A 20,643-nucleotide genomic window follows, 5' to 3' on the forward strand; every position below is an offset into this window, starting at 1 on the left:
CAGCCTGATGTCGAGCGTGCGTCCCCCGTTGACCGTCCATGGCATGTCCAGTTCCGGCAACTGCTACAAGGTGCGCCTGCTGCTGGAGCAACTGGGCAGCCGCTATCACTGGGTCGAGGTCGACAGCGTCGCCGGCGAAACCCGCACGCCCGCGTATCTGGCCATCAATCCCAATGGCAAGGTACCGATGGTGGAGCGCGACGACGGCCGCGTGCTGGTCGAATCCAACGCAATCCTGTTCTGGCTGGCCGAAGGCACCCCGTATCTGCCCACCGACGCGTGGCAGCGTGCGCAGGCCCTGAGCTGGATGTTCTTCGAGCAGTACAGCCATGAGCCGTATGTGGCGGTGGCGCGTTTCATCAGCCTGTGGACGCCGCGCGATGCCGCGCGCCGCGCCGAACTGCCGCAGCTGCGTGCACGCGGCGAGCAGGCGTTGGCGGTGATGGAACAGCATCTGCAGCAGCACCGCTGGTTCACCGGCAGCGACTACGGCATCGCCGACATCGCGCTGTTTGCCTACACCCATTGCGCCGAGGACGGCGGCTTCGATCTGGAGCGCTGGCCGGCGATCGGTGCCTGGCTGCAGCGTGTGCAGGCAGTACCTGGTTTCATCGCAATGCCGGCACCGGCACCCGGCGCGGTGACGGCATGAGTGGCATGCGCTGCCGGCAGGAGCACTGACGATGTGTGGATTGGCTGGACTGCTGCTGGCCTCGCCACGCATGCATGGCGAACAACTCGATGCCCTGGTGCGGCCGATGGGCGCCGCCTTGCGTCATCGCGGCCCCGACGATGCCGGCACCTGGTGCGATGCGCAGGCCGGCGTGGCGCTGGCCCATCAACGCCTGAGCATCCTGGATCTGTCGCCGCTCGGCCATCAGCCGATGCGCTCGGCCGATGGCCGTTATGTGCTGGCCTACAACGGCGAGATCTACAACTTCGCGCAGTTGCGCGCGGCCCTGTCCGCGCTCGGGCACCGCTTCCGTGGTCATTCCGATACCGAAGTGCTGTTGGCGGCGGTGGTGGAGTGGGGGCTGGACGACACCCTGACCCGCTGCAACGGCATGTTCGCGCTGGCGCTATGGGACGAGCGCGACAACTGCCTGTCTCTGGCCCGCGACCGCGTCGGCAAGAAGCCGCTGTACTACGGCTGGGCCGGCGACACGCTGGTGTTCGGTTCCGAACTCAAGGCGCTGTGGCAGCACCCGGAGTTCGATAACGGCGTCGATCGCAATGCGCTGACCCTGCTGCTGCGGCTGGGCTACATCCCGGCGCCGGCCTGCATCCACGAGCGGACCTTCAAGTTGATGCCCGGGCGCGTGCTGCGGCTGGATGCGCAAATGGTGGCGGCCGGCGCGGCGGCGCATCGGCCGGACCAGGCGCAGCAGCCGTTCTGGAACGCGCGCGAGGCGATGCAGCGCGCACTGGCGGCGCCGTTCACCGGCAGCGACGTGCAGGCCGAGGAACAGCTCGATGCGGTGCTGCGCGATGCGGTGGCGCTGCGCATGGTGGCCGACGTGCCGGTGGGCGTGTTCCTGTCCGGCGGCACCGATTCGTCGATCGTCACCGCGATGATGCAGGCGCAGAGCACCCAGCCGGTGCACACCTTCAGCATCGGCTTCGAAGGCTCGCATCACGACGAGGCGCCGCTGGCGCGCGAGGTGGCCACACATCTGCACACCGACCACACCGAGCTGTACGTCAGCGGCGCCGATGCGCTGGCGGTGGTGCCGACCCTGCCGGACATGTTCGACGAGCCTTTCGCCGATGCCTCGCAGGTGCCGACCGCGCTGGTCGCACGGCTGGCGCGTGGCGGGGTGACGGTGGCGCTGTCCGGCGATGGTGGCGACGAGTTGTTCTTCGGCTACGGCCGTTACCAGCGTGCGCTGCGCAACTGGCGCATGCATGGGCTGGTGCCGGGGCCGCTGCGGCGGCTGATGGCGCTGGCGGCGCGCCGCAACGGCGAGTCCTCGCGCACCGGTGGCCTGGCCGCGCTGGTGGCCGAGGCCGGCGCACGCGGCATCGGCGACATCTACCGCAACCGCATTTCGCGCTGGCGCGATCCGGCCGCGGTGGTGCTGGGCGCGACCGAGCCCGACAGTTTCTACAGCCTGGCCGACCCGCTGCACGGCTCCGGTACCCCGGCCGACGCGATGATGCTGGCCGACTTTGCCGCCTATCTGCCTGACGACCTGCTGTGCAAGGTGGACCGCACCACCATGGCGGTGGGGCTGGAAGCGCGCGCGCCGTTGCTGGACTGGCGCGTGGCCGAGTTCGCCTGGTCGCTGCCGCTGTCGCTGAAGTACCGCGACGGGGTGAGCAAGTACCTGCTCAAGCGCGTGCTGTGCCGCTATCTGCCCGAGCCGATGGTCTACCGCGGCAAGCGCGGCTTCGGCGCGCCGGTGAGCGCCTGGCTGCGCGGGGATCTGCATGGCTGGGCCGACGATCTGCTGGCGCACGCCACGCTGGAGCGCGACGGCGTGTTCGCCGCCGACACCGTGGCCGGGCTATGGCGCGACTTCAATGGCGGCGAGCGCAAATGGCATACCCATCTGTGGACGGTGCTGATGTTTCAGGCCTGGCAGGCGCACTGGCGCACGCAACGCGCCGCAATCGGCCGCTGAGGCGGCCGCGCTTCACCGGGTATGAGCGCCAGGCTGACTAAAGTCGGGCGCTGATTCCCCAATGGAGCGTTCCCATGAGCAAGATCACCATCGCCGTGCTGGTCGGCAGCCTGCGTGCAGCGTCCTACAACCGCCAGCTGGCGCACGCGCTGGAGCATCTGGCCGGCGACAAGGCGGTGTTCGAGTACCTGGAAATCGGCGACATCCCGCTGTACAACCAGGACCGCGACGGTGATTTTCCGGCTGAAGGCACGCGGCTGAAGCAGCAGATCCGGGCGGCGGATGCGGTGCTGTTCGTGACTCCCGAATACAACCGCTCGATTCCCGGCGTACTCAAGAACGCCCTCGATACCGGCTCGCGTCCCTACGGTGACAGCGCCTTTGCGGGTAAGCCGGCCGCCGTGGTCGGCATCTCGGTCGGGGCGATCGGCACCGCCACCGCGCAGCAGCATCTGCGCAATGTGTTGTCGTATCTGGACATGCATGTGCTCGGCCAGCCGGAAGTCTTCCTGCAGTACAAGGACGGGCTGTTCGGGGCCGACAACCAGATTGCCAACGCCGACAGCCGCAAGTTCCTGCAGGGCTTTGTCGACGCCTTCCTGGGCCTGACCGAACAGTTCAAGCGCTGAGTTGACCACAGCGGTGTTGTGCCTGGAGGCGGCCGCCGATGGCGGCCGGTGGTGCGGCGAAAACCCAGGCACCGCAGGCGTCTCGGCGGTTGCGACAGCTGCCGCGTAGAACGGTGATGCACCGGCTGTCCACCAGTTATCCACAGAGTTGTGCATGGTCGTCGGCGTCGCCGATGACTATGCTTCCTGCCTCCGTCTCCCTCGTGTCAGGTCTGTTTGTCCATGTCTGCTCGTCCTGGTTTCCGTTCCAAGCGCAATCGCGATCGCGACGACGATTACGATCGTCCCGAGCCGCGGCTTGACCAGTTGCGGGTGCCGCCGCATTCGGTCGAGGCCGAGCAGGCCGTGCTCGGCGGGCTGATGCTGGCGCCGGAGGCGTTCGACCGGGTCAACGACCAGCTGACCGACAACGATTTCTACCGCCGCGATCATCGCCTGATCTACCGCGCGATTCGCGAACTGAACGAAAAGGACCGCCCCTTCGATGCGGTGACCCTGGGCGAGTGGTTCGAATCGCAAGGCAAGCTGGAACAGGTGGGCGATGGCGCCTACCTGATCGAGCTGGCCAGCACCACGCCCTCGGCAGCCAATATCGCCGCCTACGCGGAGATCGTGCGCGACAAGGCGGTGCTGCGGCAACTGATCGAAGTGGGTACCACCATCGTCAACGACGGCTTCCAGCCCGAGGGCCGCGAAAGCGTGGAGTTGCTGTCGTCGGCGGAAAAGGCGGTGTTCAAGATCGCCGAGGCCGGCGCGCGAGGGCGCACCGACTTCGTGGCGATGCCGGGCGCATTGAAGGACGCCTTCGAAGAATTGCGCAGCCGTTTCGAAAACGGCGGCAACATCACCGGCCTGCCGACCGGCTACAACGATTTCGACGCGATGACCTCCGGCCTGCAGCCGACCGACCTGATCATCCTGGCCGCGCGTCCGGCGATGGGCAAGACCACCTTTGCGCTGAATATCGCCGAATACGCCGCGATCAAATCCAAGAAGGGCGTGGCGGTGTTCTCGATGGAAATGTCGGCATCGCAGCTGGCCATGCGCCTGATCTCGTCCAATGGCCGCATCAATGCGCAGCGGCTGCGTACCGGTGCGCTGGAAGACGAGGACTGGGCACGTGTGACCGGCGCGATCAAGATGCTGAAGGAAACCAAGATCTTCATCGACGACACGCCGGGCGTGTCGCCGGAAGTGCTGCGTTCCAAGTGCCGCCGACTCAAGCGCGAGCACGACCTTGGGCTGATCGTCATCGACTACCTGCAGTTGATGTCGGTGCCGGGCAACAGCGAAAACCGTGCGACCGAGATCTCGGAAATCTCGCGTTCGCTCAAGGGCCTGGCCAAGGAACTCAACGTGCCGGTGATCGCGTTGTCGCAGCTCAACCGCTCGCTGGAAACACGTACCGACAAGCGCCCGGTGATGGCCGACCTGCGCGAATCCGGCGCGATCGAGCAGGACGCGGACATGATCGTGTTCATCTACCGCGACGACTATTACAACAAGGAAAATTCGCCGGACAAGGGTCTGGCCGAGATCATCATCGGCAAGCACCGCGGCGGACCGACCGGTTCGTGCAAGCTCAAGTTCTTCGGCGAATACACCCGTTTCGACAATCTGGCCCACGACTCGGTAGGCAGTTTCGAGTAAGCGTCCCGCGTGGTGCCGGGCGGCAATCCGTCGCTGCGGCATCGCGCCATCGTTGCAGCGGCTGGCTTATCCTGCGCGCCTCATCGTCGCTGCCGAGCTTGTATGTCATACGCCATCGTCTGGTTCCGTCGCGATCTGCGCCTGGAAGACAACCCGGCCTTGCAGGCTGCGCTGGATGCGGGGCACCAGCCGATTCCGCTGTATATCGATGCGCCGCACGAAGAAGGCGAGTGGACACCGGGCGCGGCCTCGCGGAGCTGGCGGCATCGCTCGCTTGCGGCACTGGATGCGGCCTTGCGCGCGCTGGGCAGCGGTCTGGTCATTCGCGCCGGCGACAGCGCGCAGGTACTGGATGAGGTGATCGCGCAGACCAAGGCGGTGGCGGTGTACTGGAACCGCAAGTACGAGCCGGCCACACAGCCGCGCGATGCGCAGATCAAGCGCAGCTTGCGTGAGCGCGGGATCGAGGTGCACAGCTGCAACTCCGCACTGCTGTTCGAACCCTGGCAGTTGGCGACGCAGCAGGGCGGCCCGTACAAGGTGTTCACCCCGTTCTGGCGCAACGCACTCACGCAGCTGCAATTGCCTGCTGCTGCCGCGCCGGCGCCGCGCAGCCTGCCGCCGTTGCCGGCGCAATTGAAGACTGTGGCGGTGGAGACGCTCGGGTTGCTGCCGACGCTGGACTGGGACCGGGGCTTCTGGGACCACTGGCAGCCCGGCGAGGCCGGCGCGCACGAGATGCTGGAGATCTTCATCGACGGTGCGCTGTCCGGCTACCGCGAAAACCGCGACCGGCCAGATCGGGTTGGCACCTCGCAGCTGTCGCCGCATCTGCACTTCGGCGAGATCGCGCCGTGGCGGATCGCCAGCACGCTGGAAGCCAATCGCAACGCACGCAACGCGGCGGAGATCGACGGCTATATCCGCCAATTGGGCTGGCGCGATTTTGCGTATCACCTGCTGCACCATTTTCCCGATACCACCAACCAGAATCTCAACCCGCGCTTCGAAGGCTTCGACTGGGCAAAGGTGGACCCGGTCGCGTTGCAGGCCTGGCAGCGCGGCCGCACCGGGATTCCGATCGTCGATGCCGGCATGCGCCAGCTCTGGCACACCGGCTGGATGCACAACCGCGTGCGCATGATCGTGGCGAGCCTGTTGTGCAAGCATCTGCGCGTGCACTGGATCGAGGGCGCACGCTGGTTCTGGGACACCTTGGTGGATGCGGACCTGGCCAACAACACGATGGGTTGGCAATGGGTCGCCGGTACCGGCGCCGATGCAGCGCCGTATTTCCGCGTGTTCAACCCGGTCACGCAGGCGGAGAAGTTCGATCCGCAGGCGGCCTACATCACGCGCTGGCTACCGGAACTCGGCAAGCTTGCGGTGAAGGAACGCTTCGCGCCGTGGCTGCATCCGTTGTCGCTGGCGCGTCTGGCACCGGAGTACCCGCGTACGCCGGTCATCGGTCTGGCCGAGGGCCGCGACGCGGCGTTGGCGGCCTATGCGAAAACGCGCGGATAAGCACGCGCGCCAGCGCGAAGGCCAACGGTGCTGCGTACTCACCTGAGACCCAAGTTTCGCGCGTTTCTTTTGCAGGGCTGAACCGTCGCATGCTTGCGCTGCGTCGCTTGCGTCGCTTGCGTCGCTTGCGTGGCACGCGCACGAAGACGATGCAGATATGTAAGGCGAAGTTCGAACAGAAAACGTTTTCCTGAATGCAGCACTAGCCAGATGCAGCCGGCGGTCGGTTTCATCATGCGCCAGTCGCGTTGGCCTGTTTATCCTCGCCGACACGATTGAGTGCCGGATGGTCCGGCCACAGGAGAACACCATGTCCCCAGCAGCCACCAAGAGCCTTGCCGTTGCCCTGGCCAGCGCCATCGCGTTGTCCGCCTGCGCCACCGGCGGCTCGTATGTGCAGCGCGACCAATATGGCGAGCAGACGCAACAGCAGAATCGCACCGGCCGCAACGCGCTGATCGGTACTGCGATCGGCGTGGCCGCTGGTCTGCTGACCGGCGACAGCGCCACCGAGCGTCGTCAGCATGCGATGGTGGGTGCCGGCATCGGCGCGCTCAGCGGCGCGGCGGTTGGCCAGTACCAGGATCGCCAGGAGCGCGCGCTGCGTGAGCGCACCGCCAACACCGGTATCGAAGTGCAGCGCCAGGGCGACAACATCACCCTGAATCTGCCCGACGGCATCACCTTCGACTTCGGCAAGTCTGCATTGAAGCCGCAGTTCTACAGCGCGCTCAATGGTGTGGCCTCCACACTGCGCGAGTACAACCAGACCATGGTGGAAGTGGTCGGTCATACCGACAGCGTGGGCAGCGACGCGGTCAATCAGCGTCTGTCCGAAGAACGCGCCGGTGCGGTCGCGCAGTACCTGACCGCACAAGGCGTGCAGCGCGAGCGGATGGAAACCATGGGTGCCGGCAAGCGCTACCCGATTGCCGACAACAGCACCGATGCCGGCCGTGCGCAGAACCGCCGCGTCGAAATCCGCCTGATCCCGCTGCGCTCCGAAGGTGCCGGGAACAACACCGGCATGCGTTGAGTGTGCCGCACTGAATCGTGACGAGTCGATTGACGAGCCGCGATGAGTAAACAAGACGGGCCGCGAAAGCGGCCTGTTTTTTTGCGCTGCGAATTTTTTTATCAAGCGCGCGTCGGGTGCAAAGCTGCCGATCTGCGGGTTTTCTGCAGGGCCCTTGCCCGCCCACCATCGCGGGACACGCCGCAAGTACGTCCGTGTAGGCTCTTACGCGGCATCCATGCCGCGTAAGGTCCCGCGACGGTGGGCGGGCAAGGACCTGTCGGGATGGTCGGTGTGCGTGGTTGCAAGCAGGGCACGAGGTGCGCTGGGCGGTCACTCTGGGTCCCATCAGCTTTTTATCGCCTTCCCATCGCAAACGGGGCGGCCGACAGGCTTTCAACACGTGACCTGCAAACTTCTCACCTGTCTGGCGCAAGCCGAGCGACATGCCTTCGAGAAAGCAGCCGACCAACTCTCTGGTGCGGTGTCCTTGCCGGTTGCGGGACCCTCGGCGGCATGGATGCCGCCGAGGAGCCTCCATGGACGCATTCACGGCGTGTCCCGCAAGCGGTGAGGGCACCGCGCACTCGACCAACTGGTCTTTTGACTTGCAGTTAGACGCTATCGCTAGGCGTTGACCAACGCAGCTTCGGATCTCCAGACCACGCTAAAGCTCGCGCGTTCGGTCGCTTCAAGATTGCATCGGTCGACAGCGGTGATTCGCCACGACAAAAAGTACCGGCGCCGGATTGCACAGACACTCCTGCAGCGATTCGGGATTCGAGATTTGTAGCAGCCAAGACGTTTCGCTTGTACGGGTAACGCCTCTCCATCGCCCTTCGGGCACCTTGTCCCGAGGGGGGCGAGGGTGCTCCGTTAGGCGACTATTCGAGTGCTGACTACGCCGTGACGTTTTCCAGGATGCGCTTGCCTTCTGCACGCAATTGCGCGTCTGCGCCGATTTCGATCTTTGCATCGTTGTCGGCCTTCTGTGCCGCCAGACGCGCAGGGCACTGCGCCATCATGTAATCCGCGTCGAAGTTCATCCGCGTCACCAGGAAGTCCACGAAGGCGCGCACTTTCGGCGAGACCAGACGGCCGCCGGCGAACACCGCGTTGAAGTCCACTTCCGGTCCGGTCCAACCTGCAAGCACCCGGCGGACCAGACCCGATTGCACGAATGGCTTGGCCATCACGTCGCCGGTCAGCAGCAAGCCTTCGCCGCATAGCACCGCGCCATTGAGCGCAGCCGGATCGTTGGCAACCATCAACGGATTGACCGGGAAATCGCGCACATCGCTGCCGTCGCTGAGCGACCAGAAAAAGCGGTTGTTGTGCACGTTGCGGTTCTTGCGCAGCGCCAGCGTGCGATGGAACTGCAGCTCGTCCGGATGCAACGGCTCGCCATAGCGCTCGATGTAGGACGGGCTGGCGAACACCTGCGTGCGCAGGCTGCCGAGCTTGCGCGCGACCAGATTGGAATCGGGCAGGGCGCCGACGCGCAGTGCCAGATCGGCTTCGCCGCCGATCAGGTCCAGCTTCTCGTTGCCCAGATGCATGTCCAGCTGGATTTCCGGGTACTGCGCATGGAACTCGCCCAGCAGTGGTGCGATCCAGGTGATGCCCAGCGAGTAGGGCACGGTGAAACGCAGCCAGCCGCGCGGGCCGGACTGCAATTGCCCGACGGCGCTCTCGGCCTCTTCCAGTTCGCGCGCGATGCGCTGGCAGTGTTCGTGGTACACCGAGCCGGCTTCGGTCAGGCCGATGCGGCGGGTGGTCCGGTGCAGCAGGCGGGCACCCAGGCGGGTTTCCAGCTCCTGCACCTTGCGGCTGACGGTGGTCTTGGGCAGGCCAAGCGCGTTGGCTGCCGCGATGAAGCTGCCTTGTTCGACCACCTTGACGAAGATCAGGGTGTCGTTGAGATCGTGAGTCATGGGACTGCCTTCCAGGGTCAGGAGGGATTAGACCGCTTACGGGACGATTATTCCCCTAAATCCGGACTAATCAAGTGCTGGTTTGAGGCCTAACTTATGCGCCATCCCCTCCATCCAGGAGCACGGCCATGTGGTTGTGCAATGTGTTCGGCGTGTCGTCCGCCTCCCGTAGCGCCATCGAAGGCGCCTTCGATCCCGTGATTCCGGCGGCGAGAAGCCCGCGTGCCAGTGTTTCACGTGCATTTTCGGCGCCGCCCAGGCGTCAGGCCGGCGGGGCGCCTGCGCAGCGGACCGGACTGTCGGCGCGTCTGGCGCAGCGTGGCATTGTCCCGATGTCGGGAGTGAAAGTCCCATGACCGGGATGGTCCAATCCGAGACGGCCGTCATTGGCGGTACGGGCGATGTCGGCGCCGGGATCGTCGCCGCCTTGCTCGATGCCGGGATGCCGGTGCTGGTGATTGGACGCGACACCGCCAAGCTCGACGCGCTGCGCGCGCAGCATGGCAACACACCGCTGCTGGAGACCTTGCGGGGTTCGGTGGCCGACGACGCCTCGGCGCAGGCGCTGGCCGGCGAACTGGCCCAGCGCCCGCGTCCGCTGGCGGCGGTGATCGCCAGCCTGGGCAGCCCGCTGAAGGCCGGCCGGCTGCTGGACCGCCCGGTCACTGCGCTGCGTCGCCGCCTGGAGCGCGACGTGCTGCCGCATCTGGCGGCCGCGCGGCATCTGCTGCCGCTGCTGGCCGAGGCCGAGGGCGGCGGTCGCTACCTGCTGCTGGGCAGCCCCTGCGCACTGCGTGCCTGGGCTGCACACGGCGATACCTCCGTTGCCGCCGCGGCCACGCGCATGCTCGCCCAGGTCCTGCACGAGGAAGCCAAGCCGTTCGGCGTCCGCGTGCATCTGCTGTCGGTCGAGCAGCCGGTGTGCACGCCGGGCCGTGCCAAGGATGCGTGTCCGGAATGGATCCGCGCCGTGGATGTCGGCCGCGCCGCAGTCTCGCTGATCGCCGGGCCTGGCCAGCCCGGGCAAGCCATCGTGACCGTCAGCCGTCGCCCGCACGCCGCTCCATCGGCCGACCGGCTTGCCGGTCTGCATTTTCCCATCCCCACCCGAGAGATCTCCCCATGACCCCGAACGCCACCCCGTTCCGTTTCCCCTTGCGTACTGTATTGACGGGCGCCGTACTCGCGGTTGTGCTGGCCGGTTGCGGTAGCAAGGCTGCCGAGACCGGTGCGCCGCCGCCGCCCAGCGTCAGCGTCGCCCCGGTGTTGATGAAGGAGATCAGCCAGTGGGACGAATTCAGCGGCCGCATCGAGCCGGTGGAAAGCGTCGAGCTGCGCCCGCGCGTGTCCGGTTATATCGACAAGGTCAATTACGTCGAAGGCGCCGAGGTGAAGAAGGGCGATGTGCTCTTCAGCATCGACGACCGCAGCTACCGTGCCGAATTCGCCCGCGCCAACGCCGCGCTGGTGCGTGCACGCACGCAGTCCACGCTGGCCCGCAGCGAGGCGGCACGCGCGCGCAAATTGTCCGACCAGCAGGCCATTTCCACCGAGACCTGGGAGCAGCGTCGCGCTGCCGCCGATCAGGCCGACGCCGATCTGCTGGCCGCGCAGGCCGCGCTGGATACCGCCAAGCTCAACCTGGACTGGACCCGCGTGCGTGCGCCGATCGATGGCCGCGCCGGACGTGCGATGGTCACCGCCGGCAACCTGGTCACCGCCAGCGACAGCGCCAGCGTGCTGACCACGCTGGTGTCGCTGGACAAGGTGTTCGTGTACTTCGATGCCGACGAAGGCACCTTCCTGCGTTATTCGCAGATGGCGCGCAACGGCGAGCGCCCGGATGCGCGCGGTGGCGAGTTGCCGGTGCGCATCGGCCTGGTCGGCGAGCAGGGCTTCCCGCACACCGGGCGCGTGGATTTCCTGGATAACCAGGTCACCCGCAGCACCGGCACCATCCGCGTGCGCGCAGTGCTGGACAACGCCCAGCGCCAGTTCACGCCAGGCCTGTATGCGCACGTGCAGTTGCTGGGCAGCGGCCAGTTCAAGGCCATGCTGGTCGACGAAAAGGCCGTGCTGACCGACCAGGACCGCAAGTACGTGTACGTGGTCGACAAGGACGGCAAGGCGCAACGGCGCGATATCGAGCTTGGCCGCAATGCCGACGGCCTGCGCATCGTGCGCAAGGGACTGGCTGCCGGCGACCGCGTGGTGGTCGATGGCGTGCAGAAGATCTTCATGCCCGGCATGCCGGTCGATGCCAAGCCCGTTGCCATGGCCACCGCACCGGACAAGCGCACCGCGTCGAACTGATTCATCGCTGCATCGCACCCGTGACCACCGGCCTCGCAACCAGGCCGGCTCGGGCCCGCTGTGCCGCGCCGCCGCCCGGCGGCAACCTCTTTCAGGACCACCCCCATGGACTTTTCCCGTTTTTTCATCGACCGACCGATCTTTGCCGCGGTGCTGTCGATCATCATCTTCGCCGCCGGCCTGATCGCCATGCCGCTGCTGCCCATCAGCGAGTACCCGGAAGTGGTGCCGCCGAGCGTGCAGGTGCGTGCGGTGTACCCGGGCGCCAACCCCAAGGTCATCGCCGAGACCGTCGCCACGCCGCTTGAGGAAGCCATCAACGGCGTGGAAGACATGATGTACATGAAGTCGGTCGCCGGCTCCGATGGCGTGCTGGTGGTCACCGTGACCTTCAAGCCGGGCACCGATCCGGACCAGGCGCAGGTGCAGGTGCAGAACCGCGTCAGCCAGGCGCAGGCGCGTCTGCCCGAGGACGTGCGGCGCCAGGGCGTGACCACGCAGAAGCAGTCGCCGACGCTGACCATGGTCGTGCATCTGACCTCGCCCAAGGGCAAGTACGACTCGCTGTACCTGAGCAACTACGCCACCTTGAAGGTCAAGGACGAGCTGTCGCGCCTGCCGGGCGTGGGCCAGATCCAGATCTTCGGTGCCGGCGACTACGCCATGCGCATCTGGCTGGATCCGGACAAGGTCGCCGCGCGCGGGCTCACCGCCAGCGATGTGGTCGCGGCCATCCGCGAGCAGAACGTGCAGGTCTCCGCCGGCCAGCTCGGTGCCGAGCCAATGCCCAACAAGAGCGATTTCCTGCTCTCGATCAATGCCCAGGGCCGCCTGACCACCGAAGAAGAATTCGGCAACATCGTGATCCGCAGCGGCAACAGCGGCGAGATCGTGCGCCTGTCGGATGTGGCGCGCCTGGAACTGGGCGCCGGCAACTACACCTTGCGCTCGCAGCTGGACAACAAGAACGCGGTCGGCATGGGCGTGTTCCAGTCGCCCGGTGCCAACGCGATCGAGTTGTCCGATGCGGTGCGCGCCAAGATGGCCGAGCTGGAAAAGCAGTTCCCGCAGGACATGGCGTGGTCGGCTGCGTACGACCCGACCGTGTTCGTGCGCGACTCGATCAGCGCGGTGGTGCATACCTTGCTGGAAGCGGTGCTGCTGGTGGTGCTGGTGGTGATCCTGTTCCTGCAGACCTGGCGCGCCTCGATCATTCCGTTGCTGGCGGTGCCGGTGTCGGTGGTCGGTACGTTTGCCGCGCTGTACCTGCTGGGTTTTTCGATCAACACGCTGAGCCTGTTCGGCCTGGTGCTGGCGATCGGCATCGTGGTCGACGATGCGATCGTGGTGGTGGAAAACGTCGAACGCAACATCGAAGAAGGCCTGGCCCCGCTGGCCGCGGCGCATCAGGCGATGCGCGAAGTCTCCGGGCCAATCATCGCCATCGCGCTGGTGCTGTGCGCGGTGTTCGTGCCGATGGCGTTCCTGTCGGGCGTGACCGGCCAGTTCTACAAGCAGTTCGCGGTGACCATCGCCATTTCCACGGTGATTTCGGCGATCAACTCGCTGACCCTGTCGCCGGCACTGGCCGCCATGCTGCTCAAGCCGCATGACGCACCGAAGGATGGCCCGTCGCGGTTGATCGACCGCTTGTTCGGCTGGTTGTTCCGTCCGTTCAACCGCTTCTTCAACAGCAGTTCGCACAAGTACCAGGGCGCGGTCTCGCGGACCCTGGGCAAGCGTGGCGCGGTGTTCGCGGTGTATGTGCTGCTGCTGGTGGTCACCGGTTTCATGTTCAAGGTGGTGCCGGGCGGCTTCATCCCGACCCAGGACAAGCTGTACCTGATTGCCGGCACCAAGTTGCCGGAAGGCGCCTCGCTGGAACGCACCAACGAGGTGATCCGTCAGATCACCCAGATCGCCTTGCAGACCGAAGGCGTGGACCACGCGATCGCGTTTCCGGGCCTGAATCCACTGCAGTTCACCAATACGCCCAATACCGGCACGGTGTTCCTGACGCTCAAGCCGTTCAGTCAGCGCAGCCGCACGGCGGCGCAGATCAACGCGGAGATCAACGCGCGCATCAGCCAGATCCAGCAGGGTTTTGCGTTTGCGTTCATGCCGCCGCCGATCCTGGGCCTGGGGCAGGGCTCGGGCTACTCGCTGTACATCCAGGACCGCGCCGGCCTGGGCTATGGCCAGTTGCAGAGTGCGGTCAATGCGATGTCCGGTGCGATCTCGCAAACGCCGGGCATGCAGTTCCCGATCGGCACGTATCAGGCCAATGTGCCGCAGCTCGATGCCAAGGTCGATCGCGACAAGGCCAAGGCACAGGGCGTGCCGCTGACCAATCTGTTCGACACGCTGCAGACCTATCTGGGCTCGTCCTACATCAACGACTTCAATCGCTTCGGTCGCACCTACCAGGTGATCGCCCAGGCCGATGGACAGTTCCGCGACAGCGTCGAGGACATCGCCAACCTGCGCACCCGCAACGATCGCGGGCAGATGGTGCCGATCGGCAGCATGGTCACGCTGGGGCAGACCTACGGCCCGGATCCGGTGATCCGCTACAACGGCTATCCGGCCGCCGACCTGATCGGTGAGGCGGACCCGCGCGTGCTCTCCTCCACCCAGGCGATGCAGACGCTGGCTGGCATGGCGCCGAAGGTGTTGCCCAACGGCATGAACATCGAGTGGACCGACCTGAGCTATCAGCAATCCACCCAGGGCAACTCGGCGTTGATCGTGTTCCCGATGGCGGTATTGCTGGCGTTCCTGGTGCTGGCCGCGTTGTACGAGAGCTGGACGCTGCCGCTGGCAGTGATCCTGATCGTGCCGATGACCCTGCTGTCTGCCTTGTTCGGCGTGTGGCTCACCGGCGGCGACAACAACGTGTTCGTGCAGGTAGGCCTGGTGGTGCTGATGGGCCTGGCGTGCAAGAACGCGATCCTGATCGTGGAGTTCGCCCGCGAACTCGAAATGCACGGCAAGGGCATCGTCGAGGCCGCGCTGGAAGCCTGCCGCCTGCGTCTGCGTCCGATCGTGATGACCTCCATCGCCTTCATCGCCGGCACCGTGCCGCTGGTGTTCGGGCATGGCGCCGGCGCCGAAGTGCGCTCGGTCACCGGCATCACCGTGTTCGCCGGCATGCTTGGCGTGACCCTGTTCGGGCTGTTCCTGACCCCGGTGTTCTACGTGGCCCTGCGCAAGTGGGTGACGCGTCGCGAACCCGCCGCACCGGCCGCTGTTGCGCACGATCACGTCAAGGCGTGAGTGCGTCATTCCCAACCCCCATTCGCAGTAGAAGGACATTGAAATGAGCAACCACAAGATCGCATTGGTCACCGGCGCCACCCGCGGCATCGGCCTGGAAACCGTCCGGCAGCTGGCCCAGGCCGGCGTGCACACGCTGCTGGCAGGCCGCAAGCGCGACGATGCCGTCGCCGCCGCACTCAAGCTGCAGGCCGAAGGCCTGCCGGTGGAAGCCATCCAGCTCGACGTCAACGACGACATCAGCATCGCCGCGGCGGTCGGCACGGTGGAACAGCGTCACGGCCACCTGGACATCCTGATCAACAACGCCGGCATCATGATCGAGGACATGCAGCGCACCCCGTCGCAGCAGAGCCTGGAGGTGTGGAAGCGGACCTTCGACACCAACCTGTTCGCGGTCGTCAGCGTCACCAAGGCGTTCCTGCCGCTGCTGCGTCGTTCGCTGGCCGGACGCATCGTCAATGTGTCCAGCATGCTCGGCTCGCTGACCCTGCATACCCAGCCCGGCTCGCCGATCTACGACTTCAAAATTCCCGCCTACGACGCCTCCAAGAGCGCGGTCAACAGCTGGACGGTGCATCTGGCCCATGAGCTGCGCGACACCGCCATCAAGGTCAACACCGTGCATCCGGGCTACGTCAAAACCGACATGAACGGCGGTGGCGGCGAGATCGAGGTAGAGCAGGGCGCGCACAGCAGCGTGCAGATGGCGCTGCTCGACGCGCACGGCGCCACTGGCAGCTTTACGCATCTGGGAGAAGTGCTGCCATGGTAAGAAACCTTCTGAGCGTGGCACTGGCCGCGCTGGTGCTCAGCGGTTGCGCGGTCGGGCCGGATTACCGGCCCGACCCGCCGGCCGCGGTGACCTTGCAGGGCGCGCAGGATGCGGCCTTCAGCGCCGAATCGCCGGTCGGCAACTGGTGGTCGCAGTTCGACGACCCGGTGCTGGAACAGTTGGTGCGCGATGCCTTGTTCGCCAATCACGATCTGCGCATCGCCGTGTCGCGCGTCAAGCAGGCGCGTGCGGTGTTCGTCGAGCGTCGCCTCGACCAGGCTCCGCACCTCACCGCGCAGGGCAGCTTCGATCGCCGCGAGCAACAGCAGGTGGTCGCCGGCAACCAGCGCTTCCTCACCGAGCAGACCACCCTGGGGCTGGATGCGGCCTGGGAGCTGGATCTGTTCGGCCGTCAGCGGCGCGCCTCCGAAGCGGCGCGCGCGGATCTGGAAGCCGAGCAGGCCGGCCTGCTCGACGTGCAGGTCACCGTCGCCGCCGAAGTGGCGCGCAACTACTTCGAGTTGCGCGGCACGCAGAAGCAGCTGGAGGTTTCCAAGCGCACACTGACCAACCTGCATGACACCCAGCGGCTGACGCAGACGCGTTGGGACCTGGGCGCGGGCAGCGAGCTGGATGTGCAGAGCAGCCTGGCGCGGTTGAAGGCGATCGAGGCGGACATTCCGCTGCTGGAAACCGCCGAAGCGCAGTACCGCCATCGCCTGGCGGTGCTGCTCGGCCAGCCGCCCAATGCCCTGGATGCCACCCTGGTGGCGCGCACCACGCCGGCGTTCGCACGTGCGTTGCCGCTGGGCGATACCGCCGGATTGCTGCGTCAGCGCCCGGACGTGCGCAGCGCCGAACGTCGGCTGGCGGCGGCCACCGCGCAGGTCGGCGTAGCCACGGCCGACCTGTTTCCGCGCATCAGCGTCAGCGGCTTTGTCGGCTTCCTGTCCGGCGACGCGGCCAGGCTGACCGAGGGCAGCGGCAAGGCCTGGTCGATCACCCCGTCGATCAGTTGGGCGGCATTCGACTTCGGCACCGTACGGGCACGCCTGCGTGCCAGCAAGGCGCAGGCCGACGGCGCGTTGGCGCAATACCAGCAGACGGTGTTGCTGGCGCTGGAAGACACCGAGAACGCCTTGATCGGCTACGGCCGCCAGCAGGCGCGCCTGGCGATCGTGGTGGAGCAGGCCAATGCGGCGCGGCGTGCCGAACAACTGGCGCAGATCCGCTACCGCGAGGGCTCGGAAGACTTCCTGACCCTGCTGGACGCACAACGCACCCAGTTGGCCGCCGACGATGCATTGGCGCAGGCCGAAGCAGCGGTCAATGTCGGTGTGGTCGGTGTGTACAAGGCCTTGGGCGGCTGGAAGCAGGACCAGGCGCCTGCAGCACCGTTGGCAGTGCTCGATCGCTAGGCAGGCATGCGGGGCGGCGGTCAGGTCGCCCCGCAGTCTCACTCGGAGACGTAACCGTCTGGCGCGGCTGACTCCCTGATGGACCGCCGGCGGGCGAATGCGGCCAGGGCTCGCCATCGGCAAGCATCACCGGTGTCCGCCGGTTGCCGGGTTACCTGACGGCTGTTCGCCAGCCGTGTGAGCTGCTGTCAGCTGCGCCGGCCTGCGACAAGCAGCGCCGACGCGTTGTCGGCTGTTGGCCAACGCGGTGCCGGGATCTCAGCACCGAGCCGGTGTGCCCACTGCCCGGGCGCTGAGAGGACGGCCTGCGCTCAGTCGGCCACCCGCACGCTGTCGCGGCCGCCGTTCTTGGCCAGATACAGCGCGGCATCGGCCCGCGAGAACCAGTCCTGCCAATGCGTCTCGCCATCGTGGCGCGCCGCGCCCAGCGATACCGTGATACGGCCACCCGGGCCGCGCAGACCGTTGCGGATCACCTTGCGCAGGCGTTCGGTGGCCGCTTCCAGTTCCTGCAAGGAGCCGGCACGCAACAGCACCACGAATTCTTCGCCGCCGAAGCGGAACACCTGATGCGGCTCGCGCACTTCGAAACGCAGGATGGTGGCCAGATCCGACAGCGCGGCATCGCCTGCGGCATGCCCGTACAGATCGTTGACCTCCTTGAAATGGTCCAGATCCAGGATGATCAGGCTGTTGAGGCGTTCATGCGGCTGGCGCCGATCGATCTGGTGGGTGAGCGCACGCTCGAGCATGCGTCGGTTGGGCAGGCCGGTCAGCGCATCCAGCGAGGCCAGTTCTTCCAGATGCACGCGGTCGTCCTGCATGCGCAACGAAAACGCATAGCCCACCGCCAGCGTCACCACCGTCACCACGACCGTCGACACGCCCTGGCCGGGGCTGACGATCAGGCCAGGCAACAGCAGTAGTGCCGCCAGCAGCGGCAGGCTCAGCAGCACCGCGCGTTGCGGGCCGCACAGGAAGTAGTTGGTGGCCAACACCGGAAACAGCCAGGGCAGGGCACCATCGCCGCCGGTCCAGCAGGCCACGAGACAGCCACCGACGTTGATGGAGGCCAGCCACACGCCACCAGCGCCAGTGCGTTCGGCATCGCGCATCCTCCAGCCCCGCCATATCGCAAACATACCGAGCGAGGCGGTGATAAGGCAGGCCAGCGCCTGACCGGTGATGGCCAGGTACACCGCATAAAGGCAAAGCAACAGCGCGGTGATCGGCCCCAGCGTCTTGACGATGCCGAGGCGGAAATCCCGCCGCAGGTGGAGGATCACAGGGAAGGTTCTATAGGAGTCGGCATCATTATCGGCGGAGCCTTGCGAAAGTTGAGCGTGCACGCGCCGCGGCAACGGGTAGGAAAATGAAGCGTTGCCGGGCCGGGCTTCGCACATCCTTGACGGCCGTGCCGCAACCGTAGCGTCTTTGTCGTCGGAGTCTGCCATGCCCACACGCGAAGAACTCGACACGCGCCTGGATGCGCTGCAGGACGAACTGCCGCAGCTGTCCGCCGATGAGGACGCGGATTTCGACTACCTCGATTTCCAGGCGCGTGCCCAGGCCCTGCTGAGCAGCGCCGCGGCCGAGGACGCAGCCCATGTGCGGACCCGTGTGGACGGCATGCTGGCGGGCGCCGGCCTGATTCCTACCGATGAGGATGGGCAGAGCTGCACGTGATTGCTGCTCTGCCCAACCGGCGAGCCGCCTGCATTGCAGCCGGCCGGGGCGGCGCGAAGGTGGGGCTGCAGGCGCAGCCCCAATGCTGGTAACGGCCTGGCTTACCGTGTGGCCGGCGCGCCGGCACTGACCACCTGATTGCGTCCGGCCTGCTTGGCGCGGTACAGCGCCTCGTCCGCGCGCCGCAGCAGCTGCGCCATGTTGCCTGCATGCTCGGGAAAGCTGGCCGCGCCGAACGATGCACTGACCTTCGGCAACGAGACGCCATCGGCCATGACCTGCAGGGACTCGATGCCGGCGCGCAGCTTCTCGGCCATCCGGCAGGCGGTCGCCAGGTCCACTTCGGGCAGGATGATCGTCAGCTCTTCGCCGCCGTAGCGGCAGCAGATGTCTTCGCCGCGCGTCTGCGCCAGCAGGAATTCGCCGATCGCCGCCAGGACGCGATCACCGCCGCTGTGGCCGTGCAGGTCGTTGAACTGCTTGAAGTGGTCCACATCCAGCATCAGCACCGACAAGGGCTGTACCCGTCGCGTGCAGCGCGCCAGTTCGTGATTGAGCGCCTCTTCGAGATACCGGCGGTTATACAGTCCGGTCAACGGATCGCGAATGGACTGTTGCCGCAGCGTTTCGCGCAGACGCAGGTTGTGCAGGGCCAGCGACAATTGTTCGGCCGCTGCCTCGGCCACGGTCAACGAGGCCAGGTCGCGCGGATCCTCGCTGCGCAGCGCCAGCATCCCCAACTGCGTGCCCTGTGCCGACAACGGGATGCAGACGGTGCTCGCGTGCGCCGGAAGATTGGCGCCGACGTGCTGGCAGAGCATGCCCTGGCTGGCGTCTTGCACCACATGCGTGCGATCGCGGCGCAAGGCCCAGCAGGTGTCCGGCGCGATGCTGGCGTTGTCGTCGTCGGCCATCGTGCCCCAGGCCACCACCTGTTCGGCACGATCGCGCGAGGCGCGCAGCAGATAGACCGCACCGGCCGCGCCCGGCACCAGCGGCGCGATCGTGCGTGCGGTGATTTCCAGTGCTTCCTCGGCATCGCGGCAGTTCTGCAGCAACCCCGAGTAACGCGCCAGCGCCTCCAGTCCCGCCGACGTGCGTTCGAGTGTGGCGAACGATTCGATCAGGCGCTCGCTGGTCGTGCTGGCGGCGTCCTCGGCGCGCACGCGCCGTTCCAGTTCGCGTGACAGCAGCCGGTAGGCCAGCAACATCACCAGCAAGCCGCTGAAAATCCCGACCACCGTGACCCACAGCACCCACTGCGCACTGCGCGTGTTGGTGTCATTGCGCTTCACCAGTTGCTGGCGCTCCAGTTCCGTCATGACCTGCACCTGGCGGCGCAGCGAGGACGAAGTCTGGAACACGCCGCGTGCGATCGAGGCGCGCGCCCCATCCAGGCCCTGCTTGCGGTAGCTGTGCAACAAGTCGTCGATCTGCGTCAGGCGAATGTCCACCAGGCGTCCAAGCTCCACGACATGGCGCCGCTGTACAGGGTTGTCCTGCACCAGGGCATCCAGCCGCACGATGCGCTCGGGCAGTCGCCCGATCGCATCGGCGTACACCCCGAGAAACGCTTCGTTGTCGGTCAAGACATAGCCGCGCACCGACGACTCCGCCGACAGCATTCCGGCCTGGATCTCGTCGATGCTGGCGATCACCTCCTGCGTGTGCGTCACCCAGCCGGCGTCGGACAGCGAACGCTGCGTGGTCAAATACCCGCCTATGCCGATCAGGACGAAGATCATCCCGCCGAGCAACAAGGCGCCGGCAGCGTGGCGTTTTGCTTTCTTGGTCAACAC

Annotated in this window: 16 protein-coding genes; 13 read left to right on the forward strand and 3 right to left on the reverse strand. The window is 66.3% G+C overall.

Translation table 11 applies throughout. The features are described from left to right. Positions 1-7 precede the first annotated feature (7 nt). The 6 genes from EO139_RS00910 to EO139_RS00935 all read left to right on the forward strand — a co-directional run bounded on the left by EO139_RS00910 (position 8) and on the right by EO139_RS00935 (position 7,463). The gene (locus EO139_RS00910) at positions 8-652 is read left to right on the forward strand and encodes a glutathione S-transferase family protein (RefSeq protein ID WP_164739663.1); all 645 of its coding nucleotides are present in this window, start codon (positions 8-10) and stop codon (positions 650-652) included. 31 nt (positions 653-683) lie between these two features. Continuing rightward, on the forward strand, positions 684-2,624 hold the full coding sequence (gene asnB, locus EO139_RS00915) for an asparagine synthase (glutamine-hydrolyzing) (protein WP_104648376.1): 1,941 nt from the start codon (positions 684-686) through the stop codon (positions 2,622-2,624). A gap of 74 nt (positions 2,625-2,698) precedes the next feature. Further along, positions 2,699-3,253 (forward strand): NADPH-dependent FMN reductase, encoded by a 555-nt coding sequence (locus EO139_RS00920; RefSeq protein WP_104583352.1) that lies wholly within the window; start codon positions 2,699-2,701, stop codon positions 3,251-3,253. 222 nt (positions 3,254-3,475) lie between these two features. Then, positions 3,476-4,903, forward strand: coding sequence for a replicative DNA helicase (locus EO139_RS00925; RefSeq protein WP_104583351.1), 1,428 nt, complete (start codon positions 3,476-3,478; stop codon positions 4,901-4,903). Between the two features lie 102 nt (positions 4,904-5,005). After that, positions 5,006-6,427, forward strand: a complete 1,422-nt coding sequence (locus tag EO139_RS00930; protein WP_126969014.1) for a deoxyribodipyrimidine photo-lyase — start codon at positions 5,006-5,008, stop codon at positions 6,425-6,427. A 310-nt stretch (positions 6,428-6,737) separates the two neighbouring features. Further along, a complete protein-coding gene (locus tag EO139_RS00935) occupies positions 6,738-7,463 on the forward strand; it encodes an OmpA family protein (RefSeq protein WP_016902719.1) in 726 nt (241 codons plus the stop codon). 878 nt (positions 7,464-8,341) lie between these two features. On the opposite strand, the gene EO139_RS00945 is transcribed toward EO139_RS00935, so the two are convergent. Then, entirely contained in the window at positions 8,342-9,376 is a 1,035-nt protein-coding gene (locus EO139_RS00945) for a LysR family transcriptional regulator (RefSeq protein ID WP_119132321.1), read from the reverse strand. A gap of 128 nt (positions 9,377-9,504) precedes the next feature. On the opposite strand from EO139_RS00945, the gene EO139_RS00950 reads away from it, so the two are divergent. The 6 genes from EO139_RS00950 to EO139_RS00975 all read left to right on the forward strand — a co-directional run bounded on the left by EO139_RS00950 (position 9,505) and on the right by EO139_RS00975 (position 17,158). Then, entirely contained in the window at positions 9,505-9,732 is a 228-nt protein-coding gene (locus EO139_RS00950; RefSeq protein ID WP_104583348.1) for a hypothetical protein, read from the forward strand. Then, complete coding sequence (locus tag EO139_RS00955) at positions 9,729-10,502, forward strand: SDR family NAD(P)-dependent oxidoreductase (protein ID WP_126969015.1); 774 nt, start codon at positions 9,729-9,731, stop codon at positions 10,500-10,502. Before EO139_RS00950 ends, EO139_RS00955 begins: the two co-directional genes overlap by 4 nt. Further along, the gene (locus tag EO139_RS00960; RefSeq protein WP_115676633.1) at positions 10,499-11,689 is read left to right on the forward strand and encodes an efflux RND transporter periplasmic adaptor subunit; all 1,191 of its coding nucleotides are present in this window, start codon (positions 10,499-10,501) and stop codon (positions 11,687-11,689) included. Before EO139_RS00955 ends, EO139_RS00960 begins: the two co-directional genes overlap by 4 nt. Positions 11,690-11,794: 105 nt before the next feature. After that, complete coding sequence (locus tag EO139_RS00965; RefSeq protein WP_104552982.1) at positions 11,795-14,965, forward strand: efflux RND transporter permease subunit; 3,171 nt, start codon at positions 11,795-11,797, stop codon at positions 14,963-14,965. A 43-nt stretch (positions 14,966-15,008) separates the two neighbouring features. Beyond that, on the forward strand, positions 15,009-15,740 hold the full coding sequence (locus EO139_RS00970; protein ID WP_016904913.1) for an SDR family oxidoreductase: 732 nt from the start codon (positions 15,009-15,011) through the stop codon (positions 15,738-15,740). Next, positions 15,734-17,158, forward strand: coding sequence for an efflux transporter outer membrane subunit (locus EO139_RS00975; protein WP_126969016.1), 1,425 nt, complete (start codon positions 15,734-15,736; stop codon positions 17,156-17,158). The genes EO139_RS00970 and EO139_RS00975 overlap by 7 nt, the downstream gene beginning before the upstream one ends. A gap of 311 nt (positions 17,159-17,469) precedes the next feature. Here EO139_RS00975 and EO139_RS00980 read toward each other — a convergent pair whose 3' ends face one another. Next, positions 17,470-18,444 (reverse strand): GGDEF domain-containing protein, encoded by a 975-nt coding sequence (locus tag EO139_RS00980; RefSeq protein WP_104583344.1) that lies wholly within the window; start codon positions 18,442-18,444, stop codon positions 17,470-17,472. Between the two features lie 94 nt (positions 18,445-18,538). Between EO139_RS00980 and EO139_RS00985 the strand changes: the two genes are divergently transcribed. Continuing rightward, on the forward strand, positions 18,539-18,844 hold the full coding sequence (locus EO139_RS00985) for a hypothetical protein (protein WP_126969017.1): 306 nt from the start codon (positions 18,539-18,541) through the stop codon (positions 18,842-18,844). Between the two features lie 101 nt (positions 18,845-18,945). On the opposite strand, the gene EO139_RS00990 is transcribed toward EO139_RS00985, so the two are convergent. After that, the gene (locus EO139_RS00990; RefSeq protein WP_104583342.1) at positions 18,946-20,643 is read right to left on the reverse strand and encodes a diguanylate cyclase; all 1,698 of its coding nucleotides are present in this window, start codon (positions 20,641-20,643) and stop codon (positions 18,946-18,948) included.

The organism is Xanthomonas sp. BRIP62411 (genome assembly GCF_003993525.1).
Classification (GTDB): Bacteria; Pseudomonadota; Gammaproteobacteria; order Xanthomonadales; family Xanthomonadaceae; genus Xanthomonas; species Xanthomonas euroxanthea.

Excerpts from the sequence above, each read along its gene's own strand:
- EO139_RS00910 (WP_164739663.1), top strand. The coding sequence starts at position 8 with ATGTCGAGCGTGCGTCCCCCGTTGACCGTCCATGGCATGTCCAGTTCC.
- asnB (WP_104648376.1), top strand. The coding sequence starts at position 684 with ATGTGTGGATTGGCTGGACTGCTGCTGGCCTCGCCACGCATGCATGGC.
- EO139_RS00920 (WP_104583352.1), top strand. The coding sequence starts at position 2,699 with ATGAGCAAGATCACCATCGCCGTGCTGGTCGGCAGCCTGCGTGCAGCG.
- EO139_RS00925 (WP_104583351.1), top strand. The coding sequence starts at position 3,476 with ATGTCTGCTCGTCCTGGTTTCCGTTCCAAGCGCAATCGCGATCGCGAC.
- EO139_RS00930 (WP_126969014.1), top strand. The coding sequence starts at position 5,006 with ATGTCATACGCCATCGTCTGGTTCCGTCGCGATCTGCGCCTGGAAGAC.
- EO139_RS00935 (WP_016902719.1), top strand. The coding sequence starts at position 6,738 with ATGTCCCCAGCAGCCACCAAGAGCCTTGCCGTTGCCCTGGCCAGCGCC.
- EO139_RS00945 (WP_119132321.1), bottom strand. The coding sequence starts at position 9,376 with ATGACTCACGATCTCAACGACACCCTGATCTTCGTCAAGGTGGTCGAA.
- EO139_RS00950 (WP_104583348.1), top strand. The coding sequence starts at position 9,505 with ATGTGGTTGTGCAATGTGTTCGGCGTGTCGTCCGCCTCCCGTAGCGCC.
- EO139_RS00955 (WP_126969015.1), top strand. The coding sequence starts at position 9,729 with ATGACCGGGATGGTCCAATCCGAGACGGCCGTCATTGGCGGTACGGGC.
- EO139_RS00960 (WP_115676633.1), top strand. The coding sequence starts at position 10,499 with ATGACCCCGAACGCCACCCCGTTCCGTTTCCCCTTGCGTACTGTATTG.
- EO139_RS00965 (WP_104552982.1), top strand. The coding sequence starts at position 11,795 with ATGGACTTTTCCCGTTTTTTCATCGACCGACCGATCTTTGCCGCGGTG.
- EO139_RS00970 (WP_016904913.1), top strand. The coding sequence starts at position 15,009 with ATGAGCAACCACAAGATCGCATTGGTCACCGGCGCCACCCGCGGCATC.
- EO139_RS00975 (WP_126969016.1), top strand. The coding sequence starts at position 15,734 with ATGGTAAGAAACCTTCTGAGCGTGGCACTGGCCGCGCTGGTGCTCAGC.